The 16120-nt window shown below is 38.9% G+C and carries 11 protein-coding genes; all 11 read left to right on the top strand.

Annotated elements, in window-relative coordinates; all coding sequences use genetic code 11:
• Window position 1: 1 nt before the first annotated feature.
• The 11 genes from ABMY41_RS12330 (at window position 2) to ABMY41_RS12280 (ending at window position 15668) form a co-directional block, all read left to right on the top strand.
• The gene (locus tag ABMY41_RS12330) at window positions 2-406 is read left to right on the top strand and encodes a TerB family tellurite resistance protein (protein ID WP_349274844.1); all 405 of its coding nucleotides are present in this window, start codon (window positions 2-4) and stop codon (window positions 404-406) included.
• Between the two features lie 3 nt (window positions 407-409).
• Window positions 410-1336 (top strand): DNA repair protein, encoded by a 927-nt coding sequence (locus ABMY41_RS12325; protein WP_349274842.1) that lies wholly within the window; start codon window positions 410-412, stop codon window positions 1334-1336.
• A gap of 10 nt (window positions 1337-1346) precedes the next feature.
• Entirely contained in the window at window positions 1347-3182 is a 1836-nt protein-coding gene (locus ABMY41_RS12320) for a hypothetical protein (RefSeq protein WP_349274841.1), read from the top strand.
• A gap of 296 nt (window positions 3183-3478) precedes the next feature.
• Complete coding sequence (locus tag ABMY41_RS12315; RefSeq protein ID WP_349274840.1) at window positions 3479-3898, top strand: tyrosine-type recombinase/integrase; 420 nt, start codon at window positions 3479-3481, stop codon at window positions 3896-3898.
• 86 nt (window positions 3899-3984) lie between these two features.
• Complete coding sequence (locus ABMY41_RS12310) at window positions 3985-7020, top strand: hypothetical protein (protein ID WP_349274838.1); 3036 nt, start codon at window positions 3985-3987, stop codon at window positions 7018-7020.
• 570 nt (window positions 7021-7590) lie between these two features.
• Window positions 7591-9180 carry a Na/Pi symporter gene (locus ABMY41_RS12305; RefSeq protein WP_063700508.1) on the top strand — a complete coding sequence of 530 codons (1590 nt, stop codon included), beginning with the start codon at window positions 7591-7593 and terminating at the stop codon, window positions 9178-9180.
• A gap of 350 nt (window positions 9181-9530) precedes the next feature.
• Window positions 9531-10397 (top strand): hypothetical protein, encoded by an 867-nt coding sequence (locus ABMY41_RS12300; RefSeq protein ID WP_349274836.1) that lies wholly within the window; start codon window positions 9531-9533, stop codon window positions 10395-10397.
• A 9-nt stretch (window positions 10398-10406) separates the two neighbouring features.
• Window positions 10407-11489 carry a DUF4785 domain-containing protein gene (locus tag ABMY41_RS12295; RefSeq protein WP_349274834.1) on the top strand — a complete coding sequence of 361 codons (1083 nt, stop codon included), beginning with the start codon at window positions 10407-10409 and terminating at the stop codon, window positions 11487-11489.
• A 354-nt stretch (window positions 11490-11843) separates the two neighbouring features.
• On the top strand, window positions 11844-12566 hold the full coding sequence (locus ABMY41_RS12290) for a hypothetical protein (RefSeq protein WP_349274832.1): 723 nt from the start codon (window positions 11844-11846) through the stop codon (window positions 12564-12566).
• 389 nt (window positions 12567-12955) lie between these two features.
• Complete coding sequence (locus ABMY41_RS12285) at window positions 12956-13540, top strand: ACP phosphodiesterase (RefSeq protein WP_349274830.1); 585 nt, start codon at window positions 12956-12958, stop codon at window positions 13538-13540.
• Between the two features lie 589 nt (window positions 13541-14129).
• A complete protein-coding gene (locus ABMY41_RS12280; protein WP_349274828.1) occupies window positions 14130-15668 on the top strand; it encodes a glutamate synthase-related protein in 1539 nt (512 codons plus the stop codon).
• The last annotated feature ends 452 nt before the right edge of the window (window positions 15669-16120 follow it).

The following is a 16120-nucleotide window of genomic DNA, read 5'->3' as shown; positions in this document are numbered from 1 at the left end:
AGTGTATTTATCTGAATTAAACATTGGTGAGAAGAAAAACTTTTTAGAGCTAGCCAAATTTTCAATGGGCTTAAATGGAGAGCATAAAGAAGAAGAAAAAGAAGTTTTTGCTTCGTTTCTTAATGAGTGTGACTTAAGTTGTTTTAAGGTTCAGAAACAAGACAATATTGATAGCGTAATCAAAGTACTTGCTAAATCTAAGGTTAAGAATAAGAAAATTTTATTAATCGAACTGTTTGGTATTTTGTTAGCAGATGGAAATGTATGTGATGACGAAGCTGCGTTTATGGACAAACTCGCAAACGCATTTGGCTTTGAGGAATATCAAGTTAGAAAAATTCAACGCTGGGTTGAGGCGATGAATGATATCGTGGAAGAAGGCTATAACTTAATTAATAAGGAATAAACTATGGGGTTGCTTAATAGTTTACGTCGTGGCGCTAGCAAAGTTTGGAATTCTGTAAAATGTGTTGCATCTAGCGCGGTAGATAAATCTAAAGAAACCTTCTCAAAGGTTTGGAATGCATTCACTGGTAAGCATTATGCCGACGAAGCAGAAGCTTTACACGCAGAGATCACAGCAAGGTACGATAAAGCGAAGGAAGAGTATGACAAGGCAATAAGTAATATTGGCAAAGGCATCGAAGAAAAAATAAGTCATATTAACAGCTTCAAAACTGATATCTACGGAACTCACTTTAAGCGCTTTATTAACATTGCAAGTCGGCTGCATAATGTCACTGTAAAAGGTCAGCCATTTGAAGAGCTATTTGATGATTCAATTCTCGAGGTTAAGCAACAATCAGGTGTAGTTGCTAGAGAAGATTTAATGTTAATTGATTTCGATAACATGGGCTTTTTGGAGACAGCAGGTATGATTTTGACTTTAGGCTTTTTCTCTCGAAAAAAAGCTAAAGAATCACTTGCAAATGTTAAAGACGAAGAAGTACGAGTGTATGAAGAGATAGCTAAAATGGACGCACAGCAAGCCAAAATTAAAGTAGTAGCAGAGTCCATTGATGCTGTAGTTCAATATTTTGACTCATTGATCAAGAACTATGAAAAATTACTTGATAGATTTGAATGTGGAATTCAAACACAGCGCGTAATTCAAATGTCTAAAGCTGAGAACGTTTTCTCACTAAAATTAGATTTTCGCCTGATTCCAATTGTTCATATTGAAGAATTTCAAGCACTGTTCAACCTGTCTATTGTGTTAAAACAAATGGCAAATTTAGGCTTCCTAACTGAGAAAGGTGAATTTGTAGATCAAGATAAAGCAAAAGCAACTCATCTATTCCAAAAAGTAAGTTCAACCATTCAAGATGTAGCATAGTAGGCTTAGCATGAATAATTTTGAACAGAAAAAATTTGATGCTGAAACTCTAGTTGAACAACTAGAGTCAGCGTCTCCTCTTCAAGCAAGTAAAATTCTTATTAATACAGAATTATACGACCAGAAAGAATCTATAGAAGTACTAGAGCAGATATATGAGGACTTTGAATCTAAAGAAGGTACGGCTAGTCTGACAGAGCCTATTTTGCTGAACATTTGTGATGAAATTATTGGAATAGAAAAGCTTGGATTAAAACGTAAAGGAATTACAGCAAGCCGCTTGTATAATGACATTAATCACTTTAACTACGGGGAAGAACCAATAACAAAAGTAGATCATCGTTTAGCTAAGGAGAAGCTTGATGCTAATAGCTTATCAAATGTTGATAGTAAAGGAAAATTTAATAGAGAGCATGTGGAAGATAAGGCGGCTTTGAGTCAGTATAAAAATGAGCGGTATAGTGATAACAGGCAAATTAGAAGTGAGCTTGAAGTAAACGAACAAGGTCAAAAGAGAAATCTTTACAAACAAAATGATCCGAAAAATCAACAAAAAAGAAATAAAGGAATAAAAACTACCAATACATCATCAAATACTGATCATAACATTCCACTAAAGCAGGTTTTTGATGAGCTTAGTCAGAGTAAAGCAATATCTGTTGATGATATTAAAGAGGTCGCTAATAAAAAAACGAATTTTAATGAAATTTCAGAGCAACTAAATAAATCTAAAGGTTCAAAAAGCTGGACTCAGTATGAAAAACAGGTTTCTGCTGAACGAAAGGCTTTGCTAGAAAAGAAAGCTAAAGGAGTTATAACAAAAAAAGAAGAGCTGAAACTTAAACAATTACCCACGAAAGAAACTTTAAATAATGCTTTAAAAGCAGAAAAAAAGGCTCGTAAGCATTTAGAGGGTGACGCTAACTCAATTGTTAAAGACAAGCTTTTCTCCGATTCCAATTTAAAAAAAGAAGTGCTTGATGGTGCGCTCGTAAATGGAAAAGACGAACTTTCTAATAAGGGGCTTGGAGAATTAATATTATTGATTATCAAGCCAATTGGATTTGAGTTTAAAGATGTATTTGAAAATGGTTTGGAATATGGGACAGGTAAAAATACGACATTTTCCGCAATTAGGTTTCGTTTAACAAGGGCGTTTAATTATGTGGTTAAGAATATTGTAACCATTGGGTTAGGTGTTATTAAGGATGCAATCTTAAACTTTTGCAAAAACATCATGAATGCAATTGTAGATATGTTTGTTGGTATGCTAAAAAAGGGTCTCAAAATAATAGTTGAAGGTTTTGATGCAATTATCCAATCATTCAAAGTTTTAATGAGTGATTCATCCCCTGCGCAAAAAGCTGATGCTATTACGAAGTTACTGGCAACAACAGTTGTAACGTATGTTGGCTATGCGTTTGAAGAAACGATACTGGGTTTTGTAAAGAATATTCCTATGGGGGACATTCTTTCTGATGCTGTGATGGTGATGCTTACAGGTATCGCTTCAACGATAGTGGTATGGCTAATAGATAAAGCAGACTTTTTCTCAACAAAAATTGAACGGCGCACGAGTCGAGTTAAAGAAGTTTTTGAACTTCGCATTAAACAAATAAAAGAAAATACAGATGCTTTTGAAACAACAGCAATAGAGCAGATCGCTAAAGACAGAATAAAACAGCGAAAACTTTCAGAGGCTATAAACGAGGCTATTGAAAATGGTAAAGACGTGAACCAAAGTATTTTTGATATGGCCGACTTTATTAAAATTGATCTTAAAATTAAATCAACAGATGATTTTTTAGAAATGTTAAAAGTACAAAATTCATTGGAGATAGCCTAGTTTTTTATATTCCCAAACTTTAATAGCGGCTAACAATGAAGACCTCATTTTTGGCAAATAGATTCCCAATCTATAAATTAAAATTGGACAAAGAAAAATTAGGGATTGGAGGCTACATTTTCCCAAACTTAAATAACTCTGATCAGATTGTCGACGCTTAATTAAGTTTGTGAACGTTTTAATAAAGTTTGTGACTTAGAATTAAGTTTGTGACAGGATTAAAATTGAAAAGGTGAGCCTAGTGCTCACCTTTTTTATTTTGACTGATACAAAGTTGATCTTTACGCTAATGTAAGTTGGTTCGCGTTCACGGCAAAGGTAAAAAAGAGCGTTTGGTGCCAATTAGCCAAAGAGGATGCGAATGGCTAGCTTTCTACATCGGCAAGGTTAGACCAATGTTTGCCTTCATCGGATCTGGAAAGGCACTGTTTCTGGCTTACAATGGCAAACGCTATGTGCCGGGTAAATTGTCTGATATGGCATTTCAGTATGTGAAATTAGCAGGGTTTGATCGTACTGGCGCGTGCCACCTATACCGTCACAATACCGCAACAATGATGTTAGACAATGGTGCTGACCTTCGCCACATCCAAGAAATGCTGGGCCATGCTAGCGTCCTTACTACACAACTCTATACTCACGTAAGTCGTAAAAAGTTATCTGAAGTTTACGAAGCAACTCACCCTTCTGCTGAAGGTGGTAGTGGCCTTTTTTAAATTCCGCAATCAATTGATTACAAAGTTTAAATCGGTGAGAATAGTTTATTACTTTAAAATTCAATTAAAGAACAAAGGAATAATGTTTGAGCGGTAAAGACGGAAATAGAGGATATTTAATTCAGTCAATAATTGCGCTGCTGGAATCTCTTAACGATATTGATTGGACTACAGTAACAATAGAGGCTGATCATATATCGGATAAGGTAGATGTTGCTTGGCAAGGAGAAAAAGGTACTAAAGTCAGCCAAGTTAAATCGTCAATTAATCAAATTTCAAAAGCCAATGCTGTAAAGTGGGCAACTGAGCTAAAGGAGCAATCTCAAGCTGATGCGCACATACTACTTCTAGTTGGACCCTGCTCCCAAAGTGTGACGAAAATGGGCAACTACAATGATGTTTTAATACCTTGTCCTAAGAATATGGATATTAATGGATTATTGAGAGAAGCCTGTCATTTATTAGCCGTGTTTCTAGAAAAAAATAATATTTATGCACAATCATTTTTGCATAGAGAGGCGATAGCTAATGCTTTGGTTACTAAATTATCGACCATTGCGAGTCATGGAATTAGTTTATCTAGACGTGAATTTGTGACTCTTTTAAAAGATTGGTGTAGTTCTGTTTCTAGTGATACAAACTTTATGTGGGAACAAGTTGATTTTGAGCAGCAGAGGGGACTAGAAAACGCAATAGCAGGAAGAAGGCTTGGTCCATCTGATGTGGTTCATTGTCCTGAACTTTCTATCTGTACTGAGATAAAAGTAGAGTTAGATAGATCTCATTTATATTGGATTACAGGTAAACAAGGTTGTGGAAAGTCTATTACGGCTTGGCAAGCAGCTAAAAAGTTTTATGACGAGGGCTTTATTGTATGTAGACCTGATTATAGTTCCGAGCCTGCTGAATTATTAAGATCGTTAATTAATGACTGTAATAAAGTTTTAGTTATTGATGACGCACAACAATACCCGCAAGAGTTTATTGAACGCTTGACAGAAAGAGCTTGTTCAACATTAAAAATAATATTTACTAGTACATTTATTGATTTTCATATTCCTTCTCCCGCATTAATTTCTCCCTCACTAGCTAACGAAGAAATTCAGAATGCTCTTGTAGAGCGAAGAAAAGAAGTATTACCCATTGTTCAAAGATTTGATGAAGATGTTAACGATAGTTATATGGGGACGGCTCTTGAAGACAGGCTTAAACAATGTTCTGAGCAAAGTTCACCTTGGGAGTTTTTTTGGGTTTTACGTGGAGGTTGGAAAACAGCTCGAAAAGAGTTTACAAGAATCAAACAGATTCCTAATGCAAACCTAATACTTTCAATTATTGCTGCTAGGCAAATTAGCAGTTGTGATGCAGGGCTTTCGAGAAGTAGTTTAATAATTTCAGTAAAAGAAATGGGGCTAAGTGCTGAAGAGGTCGCTATAGCACTTTCAAGGCTAGATTCTATTGGCATAATCACGATATCTGATGAAATTTTGAGAACAAAACACTTAAGTTATGCAGATAGATTAATTCGTGAATGTTTCAGTAGTAAAAACTACCAAGCGTGGCCTACTTCTGTAGAAATGGTATTGAAAATAATACTAGATAATAAAGTAACTATAAAAGGTGTTTATTGGCTTCTCCAATCAATTGACTTAACAGATGCAACTAGATTCGAAAGTAAAACGTTATGGTTGTCGATGCTAGAGCCTTTGAAGTACAGATGTAAACAAGAATGGAAACAAAGTGAGTGGGCAATAGGTTGTTATTACTATCTTATCCGCTTTTTTGGCATTTCAAACGAAGAACTGAACTTAGATGAAGAATATCTATTGCAATGGTTCTCTTCAGGTTTCGGCAATACAGCCATATTTAGCAAGAATATTGCTAATCATCTTATCAATTTATGTCTAGGAGCCGAGTCAGACTTATCTTCAGAACTAGTTCAGGATCTATTTGAAAAAATAGATAGTGAAAAGCTTATTCAACTAGCAAATAAAATGTCAGTAAGTGATTTTTATAGCTTTGGTGAGTTGGTAAATAGATTAACTTATTTCCATCCCAAGTGGGTTGAAGGCTTTTCTGTGAATTTTGAGTGGAGTCGAGTTGTAAATTCAATAAAGATAGCTGATCCCGAATACCTATACTCGGTAGACAAACTAATTGAAAGTGTTTTTCTACTAGTTAATTCAGGTAAAGAGAATCACGAATATAAGTATGTGACTGATTCAATACCATTTATAACTAAGTGTTTTGAAGCTGACCCAATAAACGCTGTCAATGCTTTTGATGGAGTTTTTTGGCGCTGCCTAGGCTTTGGTCCTCATTTTTTAAGAGGAGGTAAGAATCCTACCGCTCAACAAATTAAAATAGCCAAAGATATAATCTCGAATTTATCGCCTGAGATGATGGCTAAAAAAATGAATAACTTGGTTTCACGCGATCTTGAAAACTTAGCTCGCTCTCTCTCCGTAATTAATGAAATAGATGAGAGCTTTATACCCGATTTAGTATCAAAACTTGATCAAAATAAATTCAATAGCTCTATTTGCTCTGATTGGAAAAAACAATCGAATGAACTTCAACATTTGATAAGATTTTTTGGTATTGAAAGTAACAAAGTACCAGCGCGGTCTTGGATTTCCTCAAACAGAGATAATATTGAAGGGGGATTACAGCCTATTTTCATTGGTTTTGCACCTGAAGTAGCTATTGAGTATTTTAATAAAGGAAAAACATTAAAACTATTTGATAAAGACAGAAGGTGGCCTGAAGCTGTATTTGCTTTGGCATCATTAGCCGATCACGATGAAAAAATTAGTATTGAAATAGTAAAGCAATACTTAGATGAAATTGAGGATGCTTTATATCAGCTAACATTAGATCCTCCACATCTGATCTTAAACTTTTTCCGCATTATCCACTCATTGTCGGTGGATTTATTTTTAAAACTAATTTTCAGAATTAATTTGAATGATCCTAGGGCATTAAAAACTATTAAACAGCTAAATGAAACTCAAGAAAACGAAAGGAAAAACTATTTAAAACTGGCTAGGTTAGCAATGGGATTAGGCGGAGAGGTAGCAAATTTGGGAAAAGTTTTGAATGAGCAATTAAAAAAGAACTAAAAGAACCTATAGGCTCACATGCGGTTATCGATTGGATCGTAGTTTGTACTAATTTATATGCAGGCACGAAACTATGATCCTTTATAATGAATTTAATGCCTTGGAGTCATTACTCTATTTTGCGGAATGTTTAAATTTTCAGAATCAACGGGGTCAGGGCCTTTTTCTCTGATCCCTTTACCAAGCCACAACCAACACTATGCTGTTAGCACCTAGCACCTAGCACCTAGCACCTAGCACCTAGCACCTAGCACCTCGCTAACTTGATTTATTAATCTAATATCTGACGGTTGATAGCTCCTATGTTTATCGCGCGAAATAAATTTCACGCCTACGGATGAGCATTTCAATTTAACTATGCGCAGGCACAATCAAATCTGACTTCTAACGACTGAAATCTAATATCTCCTTTTTTGTTCGGCGTTAAAACGCCTCCTACGAATCGAATCTCGTTCCTCGCAACTCGCCCCGAAAATCAGTTACTTTGTTTTCGATCATTGCGCTATAAGGTACTCAAATCTATACTTTTTGTATCGATCTTGATTAATAATATCAGCACTTTATAAGCGAATGGAAAATCTTAATATAGCCATGGCTGGGTTAACCGCCATTATCCTTTTTATTTTTGGGCTTGAGAACTTTTCTCGGGAAATTGAAAGTATATCGGGGGAGCGCTTTCGTAAATCGTTAAGTCGCGCGACTAACATTCCTATTTTTGGGGTGTTAATTGGTGCTGTGGTGACGGCTTTTATTCAATCGAGTTCTGCGACGTCGGTGATCACGATAAGCTTGGTAAATGCGGGGGTGTTAACGTTTAAAAATAGTGTCGGTATTATTTTTGGATCAAATGTGGGCACTACCATAACGGCTCAGCTGGTGGCTTTTAAGCTGACGGTATTTGCTCCTGTGATTATTATTATTGGCTTTTTTCTGTCGCTGACTCGCAATCGCTTTTCTATTTTTGGTAAGGCGATTTTCTATTTCGGTTTTGTCTTTTTTAGCCTTAACCTGATTTCATCATCACTTGCGCCATTACAAAACAACCCTGCATTAATTGAGATTTTAACGCAGCCGCAAAACCCACTTTTAGCGATTTTAGTGGGCTGTGTATTTACTGCTATGGTGCAGTCGAGTTCGGTGACTACAGGGCTTGCCATTGTTTTTACTCAGCAAGGTATTTTGGGGCTTGAGAACGCGGTACCCATTATTATGGGGGCGAATATTGGTACCACAGCGACTGCTATGATCTCGGTGTTTGGTATGGATATCGCAGCAAAGAAAGCGGCGTTGAGCCACCTGTTGTTTAATGTGGGTGGGGTACTTTTATTTCTGCCTTTCATTTTATTGTTTGGTGATAAGTTAAGTGAAATTACGCTTGATCCCGCTGTCGCACTGGCAAACATCCACTTTATTTTTAATGTGGTTGCCAGTTTAGTTTTTATTGCTTTTGTTAACCCCTTTACGCGCTTTGTCGATTTTCTGCTTGGTGAAGGAAAGATGGACTTTGAGCGCCTTGAATTGCCCACCTACCAAGAAGATGAAGAGTTTCAGCATGTCGTCGATAAGTTAGAGTCAGGTAACCAACAGCTGCTTAACTTCTTAAAAGAAAACTACAATCAGGTCACGTTGAGCTTAGAGACTAACTACAAAGGTATTCAAGATACTGCACAAAAGCGCTTGGAATATGCCAGTTTTGTTGAGAAGGAATACATCACTTATTTCACTACTATTGTAAGTAAAATCAATGATGAAGAGCAGTCGCGAGAGTTAATGCTGCAAATTAACCGTTTTGATTATTTGTTCCAAATTCATGATTCCATCATTGATCTGTTTGAAAGCAAGCGGATTATGAATGAACAATTTATTGAATTAGAAAGCGATATTTTGATTATGATCCGCGAACTTTCGAGTGATACGCTGACCTTGTTCACCCATACCAGCGAGAATTTAGAACAACCTAAAAATGACGAAATAGATAAAGCAGCTAGGTCGTTGCAACTGCATCTGAATCAGGCGCAGCGTAAGTTATTAATGCTACTTGCTGATACCAACAGAAAAGATGCCGGTACGCTGACAAATTTCGTCACCTATTCACAGCGGCTCAAAGATAAACTGCTGAACTTACATAAAATGTATTCACGTAAAAATGCCGAGTTGTAAGTTGGGTAGAGCGGAGCGAAACTCGATAAGTTAGCGAGCTTCGAGGGGATAGGGTAAAGGGGGAAGGGAGCTATCAGCTTTCATCCGTCAGCTATCAGATTGAAAAGTTAGCGAGTTAGAAAGAGTAAAGGGGAAAGTTTACTCGCACCTCGCACCTCGCACCTCGAACCTCGCATCTCGCACCTCGCCTCCCTTTTTTCTCCTAAAATCTAATAATTTGTACTTAAAAGACGCACAAAAGTTAAATTAATGTAAATTTATTCTTGCTTTTGTACCTGTTTGGTCTATGTTTTTGGTCGGAGGTCACTCCTCCAACCTGATAGATAAAATTACAATCAACAGGAACACACATGAAAATAAAAACACTCTCACTAGTGTCAGCTTTAATGTTGGCAGCGGGCATCAGCCACAGTGCTTTTGCTGCGCAAGGAGTCGCATTTGTGCACGGTACAGGCCAGCAAAGCGATGCCTATAATGACTATTGGACAGGCAGCTTTGTCGACACAGTTCGCCAAGGTTTGCCAAACAGTAGTAATTACACGGTCATTAATTGTGACTTTGATCAATACATGTGGGCAGATGCGGCATCTGGCTGTTTAGCAGGGCAGCTCACTACATTTATCAATAATAAAAACATCACTGATTTAACTCTGATCACCCACTCTAATGGCGGTAATGTAGTGCGTTGGATTTTATCTAACCCAACATGGGATAGCCGTTATCCAAATATTATTAGCAAAGTCACGCGTACTATTGCTCTGGCTCCTTCAAGTGGTGGTACGCCGTTGGCTGATGCGGTTATTGCGGGTAATTCGTTCGAGCAAAGCTTGGGTTGGCTTTTAGGTTACGGCAGCGATGCAGTAAAACAACAACAAGTATCTTGGATGGAATCGTATAACGCACAGTGGTTGTATGGTACACCGAACCGCCCAAATTTACCGTCTCGATTCGAAACCGTGGTGGGCAGTGATGTTGAATCAGCGGTATGGGATAGCGACAGCTATTGTGGCGGTTATCAAAATCAAGTGGGCCTTGAAGTAACGCAAAACTGGTTAGATAGCTGCTCAGATGGCTTTTTAAATTGTAGTTCTCAGTCGTTAGCTGGGGTAGTGTGGTTTACTGATAAATCACGAACCAAAGGCAGTGAACCTTTGAGTCATCAGCAAAGTCGACGCAACTGTTTTGGTTTGCCAGACATGCTTAAAAATCGAATTTAGGAGCCCGCTATGATTAATAAGTTAACCACACTCGCTGCTGCAATGATGCTTGTAAGCAACGCAGCACAGGCTAATGAGCAAACGGTTTATCAGTTTCCTCAAGTTCAATCGGCAGCGAACGCTCAACTTGAAACATTAGAAAAAGACAGTGTTGAATATTGGCAGAAGGTTTCGGGAAAAGAACTTAAGCGCGGCGTGCCAGTCTTTGTAAACCAAGCTGATAACTTTATTCGCATTGCACCAAAAGCACGCTTTGATAGTGGCGAAGTATTTAAGCCTCATGGCTTACAGCTAGATAAACTGTCGGTGCGAGATGACAGCTTTAAGCAAATGCCAATGCAAGCCATGGTTGCACGTGAGCAAATGGAAAATGCAGGATTTAGCGATGGCAGTGTTGGATTAAAGCTAGGTCAGGTAAATGGCAAAGCAATGTTAAGAACAAGCCAAGCGCTGAACGATAACGACACCTACTTGCTGCATGTGATTGAAAAAGGCTCGAGCAATGCTTTGCATGCTAAATCGCAGTTTAAAGTGAAAGATCAGCAACAACGAGTGGCTATGCAGCTTAGTATGGGTAAAAAGCGCTTTAAAGATAGTGATGTGAAGTTAACGCTTTCAAGCCCTGATGGCGAAAAGCTAGATGTACGTTACGAAAATGGTGAAGCAGTATTTAATTACCCGCTTGAAACTTTGGGTGCCGCAAATGGTTACTATGAGCTTGAAGCCAGTGTAGACACTAAAGTGAATGGCCAAACGGTAAAACGCTCTATAAAAATGCCGTTTGTGCATAGCTCACAAACCATCAGTATGGATAAAGCCAAAGTAACAGCGCTTGGCAATAATAAATACCAAGCTAAAGTACCGGTGCAAGTGACCGACTCAGGCCGTTACGCTATTCGTGCTACGTTAACTGGCAAAGGTGATAAAGGTGAGCGCATCAAACTGGCAACGGTTGAAGTTGCTAAACAGATTGATAGCTACGGCAGTTTCACCATGCCATTTTCGGTCACTCAAACAGCCAAAGCCCCATATGAGCTGGTGGATATTGAGCTTACCGACCAAACGCGAATGTTAAAGTTTGCTGGGGAGTAAAGGATAGCTCTAATTGTATGTTGGGTGGAGCTGAGCGAAGCCCAACAAGTTAGTGAGTTGCTAGGGGAGTAGCTATCAGCTTTCAGCCGTCAGCTATCAGACGAAATTTGCGAGATACGAGTTGTAGGCGTTTTTTCGCCGAACCCTGTGGTTCAATTTGTTTTGCACAAAGAGAAGAGAATGAGAAGTGAATGAGTAACCCAAAAAAACTATTAGTTACTTTCCTCTAAAGCGAAGCGCCTCGGTGCAGTTAGTTTAGTACTTGAACGTAAAGGAAATATATCATTAAGTAGGAATGTTGGCTTAATGGGAAAGTAATGGCAAAATTGTGTTTTAAAAATGGAAACTTAAATAATGGATTATAATCAGCCACTTTCGAAGCACTCCCTAGATTTAAACCTGAGCGACCGAGTTTGGTTTAGGTATTCAACTTTCTATAAAAAGCCAGTATTGCAGGCTGATTCTAATACAAAACTAAAGTCGCTACCGGGCCTAGCTGTGCTGTCGGGCGGAGCTGAATTTTTATTTTTCTTTATGGCTATCGCAATTGCTGTAATGAGCTTAGTGCTTCAAGAAATGATGCAGCCGATACCTGCTTTTGTAACTTGTGTGAGTTGTTATCTTTGTGTATTTGTTATCAAGCGAATTGTGATTTATAACAAATTTGGATTTGGTCGTAAGTGGGTTATGAGTATATCTAAAGACTCACTCGAAATAGATAGGCAAGCAATAGAGGGTAAAGCTTCAAAAGTTTTGCAAATCGCTAAGGGCGATATCAAAGAAATCATTTTTAATTATACTTTTCACGGTAGAAGTGGTCATATTGTGAACGATAAAACGGCCAATTTACACGCTTGTGAAATTCATCAAAAAAGTGGCGATGTTGTTACGCTAGATAGTATGCGAGTAGGTCTTTTTGATGTGCTGTATCTTTTAAAATTCCACGAATACCCGCTACTATTCAGAAGTACAACTTCGGGCGGTGCAGGTAATATAGTTATTTTGATTATGCGGTTAATTTCTCTTTCTGCGATCATTTCGGCTCTTGCAATGTTGGCATTTAATTTAAAGTCATAAAGGTGAGTTATTTTATGGCTATTAGCTGGTAGGTTGGTTAGAGCGGATTTAAACTCAACGTTTGGAGCCATCAGCTTTCAGCCGTCAGCTATCAGACGAAAAAGTTTGCGAGATACGAGTTGTAGGCGTTTTTTCGCCGAACCCTGTGGTTCAATTTGTTTTGTACAAAGAGAAGAGAATGAGAAGTGAATGAGTAACCCAACAAAACCACCAAATTTGTTTTTAATAATTCCTCTTAAGCGCAGCGTCTCTTATCCTCTTTGTGAATATTCAGTGGATTACGCGATATAAAATCGCAGCTACATTTTGCTAACTCGCAACCTGTGCCCCTAGACCCTTTTACCTGTATTCTTTTACAATGCATAAAATGATTTAATTTAGAGAATGCGTTGAACTACTTGGCTCACCTTTACTTAGCACAACCGACGGCTGATTCACATTTTGGTAATTTGCTGGGGGATTTTGGTGGGCGTCGGTATTCTGCGCAGTTACCCAATACGGTTAAAAATGGCCTTGAAAATCATTATTTGGTTGATAGGTTTACCGACTCACATTCCCTTGTAAAAGAGGCTAAGCAGTACTTTTCGCCAGCACGTAAACGCTTTGCAAGTGTCGCCATTGATGTAGCGTTCGATCACTTTCTTATTCAGCATTGGCAGCGCTTTAATGATCAACCATTGGCTGATTTCAAACAGCACAGTTATGGGCTTTTAAATGCCAGGCAAGCCATGATGCCTTCACGCATGCAGCAAGTTGTGACCAGTATGACCAACAATGATTGGTTTAAAGAATATGAAACCCTCGATGGGGTCGGCCTTGCCCTTGATAACATCGCCAAGCGTATTCGTTTTGCCAACAACTTTGCAGGAGCCGCTGACGATATAGCCCGCCACTACCAACAGTTAGACGCAGTGTTTTTAGCGTTTTTCCCCGAGCTGGTTGAACATGTGAAGCAAATGGGAGTGGAAAAGTAATTTACTGTTTATCTATATGTAACGCGAAGCGCCTCGGTGCTTTATGTGGTTCAATATTTTTTGCACAAAGAAAAGAAAATCAGAAGTGAATCCGTAACCCAACAGGACCATCAAATTTGTTTTTTACCCTCTGAAGCGCAGCGCCTCTTATCCTCTTTGTGATTAATATTTTTAAACCCTGTTTTTCTCTATGTAGCGCGAAGCGCCTCGGTGTACTCTGTGGTTCAATTTGTTTTTTGCACAAAGAGAAGAGAATGAGAAGTGAATGAGAAAGATTAAAACCAAAAGACTATTTTGTATTCCCTCTAAAGCGCTGCGCCTCTTGTCCTCTTTGTGAATATTATCCCACTGCGGTTTACAAACAGATTTACCTCTTACTTTAAAATATGAAATGGCTGATATCTTGGCTGCTTGTTGCGGTTATATAGTCGATTAGCGATAGCTAAGTGAACTTCTAGGCGCTTAAGAGCTCGTTTTTTAACTGAGCTGAACTACCCTTTGGAAAGCAAGTAAGCCTTGAATTAATACTTACCTCAATCGCAGTACCTTGAACATAGCAATGTAATGTAGCAACCGTGAGGGAACAATAATGAGCAAACCCATAATTGCAGCCGTTTCGCCGAAAAAAGTCACCTTAGAGCAGGGGCAAGAATACTATTTTTGTGCCTGTGGGCGGTCTAAAAACCAGCCATTTTGTGATGGCTCACATGCCGGAACCGATTTCAAACCCAAAGCATTTACAGCAGAAGAGTCGGGCGATGCCTATTTATGCCAATGTAAGCACACAGCAAACGCGCCTTTTTGTGATGGCAGTCACAAACAATTTGATCAAAGCCAAATTGGTCAAGAAGGGCCGGGCGTGCAAATTCAAGCCTCTGATATGCCTGTTGCTACAGCAACCAAAGAAGAACCCACCGTTGAGCTTATCCATCAATTAGCACGTGAAGGATTATCTAAGCTTGGGCACCATGGCCCTATGGTGTCGATGGGCGTGCCACGATATCAATTACCTGAATGGGATGATTTACAGCTAATGGTGGCGCAAATGGCAACGCAACCTTTAATGGAAGATGTTGCTGTTAATACTGAGCTTGTGATTGGCCCGCGAGCGAAAAAGCCATTAAAGCTGGCTATTCCATTATTTGTTTCTGATATGAGTTTTGGGGCTTTATCTGAAGAAGCTAAAGTATCTTTAGCAAAAGGAGCAGAACTTGCTGGTACAGGTATTTGCTCAGGTGAAGGGGGTATGCTTCCTGAAGAGCAGCAAGCCAATTCACGTTATTTTTATGAGTTAGCAGGTGCAGGGTTTGGTTATAGCGAAGATAAATTAAAAAACGTGCAGGCCTTTCACTTTAAAGGCGGACAAGGCGCAAAAACGGGCACTGGTGGGCATTTACCGGGCAATAAGAATGTTGGCAAAATCTCTGAAGTAAGAGGAATTGAAGCGGGTACTTCGGCGATTTCACCCCCAACATTTAAAGACTTACACAGTGCAGTCGATTTCAAAAAATTCGCTGACAGGGTACGCGAGATAACTGGCGGTATTCCAATCGGGTTTAAACTGAGTGCTAATCATATTGAGGAAGATATTCAATTTGCGCTCGATGCGAGTGCCGATTACATCATTCTTGATGGTCGTGGAGGCGGTACAGGCGCAGCCCCTGAGATCTTTAGGGATCATATTAGCGTACCGACTATTCCTGCACTTGCCAGAGCAAGAAAGTACTTAGATGAACAAGGTGCAAGTGATGTTACTTTGATCATCACTGGTGGTTTACGTTTACCAATTGATTTTGTAAAAGCGCTTGCGCTTGGCGCTGATGGTGTGGCGATTTCGAATAGTGCAATGCAAGCAATTGGCTGCGTTGCTGCGCGTATGTGTAACACCAATAACTGCCCTGCAGGGATTGCGACACAAAAGCAAGACTTACGTCAGCGCTTAAATATTGAAAAGTCAGCAAATCAATTAAAGAACTTTTTTGAAGCTTCAACTGAGTTAATGTCGGTAATGGCTAGGGCATGTGGTCATGACTCTTTAGCTAAGTTTAATGCTAATGATTTAGCAACATGGCATAAAGATATGGCGTTGTTATCTGGCGTTAAGTACGCGGGTGTTGGAGTAAGTTAGCGAGTTGCTTGGGGAAAGGAGCTATCAGCTTTTAGCCGTCAGCTATCAGACGAAAACGTTTGCGAGATACGGGTTTAGGCGTTTTAACGCTGAACAGGTAGCAGCGGGTTTACCCCGCGTAATTTACAGTTTTTCTCTGCGTAGCGCCTCGGTGTACTCTGTGGTTCAATTTATTTTTTGCACAAAGAGGAGAGAATGAGAAGTGAATGAGATAGACCAAAAGAGTATTTTGTTTTTCCTCTATAGCGCAGCGTCTCTTATCCTCTTTGTGAATATTATTTTTAAATGCTGTTTTTCTCAGTGTAGCGCGAAGCGCCTCGGTGTTCTTATATGGACTCCCCGTTTTTTGTCAACGGAGTATTTATTAAATAAAGATTAGATGCTGGCTTATATACGGACTCTATTTGGGGAGCTACCCCTGGTCACTTTAATGTATTCGCCCCTTTATGACT

Source organism: Pseudoalteromonas sp. BZA4 (assembly GCF_040104395.1).
Classification (GTDB): domain Bacteria; phylum Pseudomonadota; class Gammaproteobacteria; order Enterobacterales; family Alteromonadaceae; genus Pseudoalteromonas.
The sequence above is the reverse complement of the archived record's forward strand: the minus strand, read 5'-3'. Positions and strand labels throughout refer to the sequence as shown.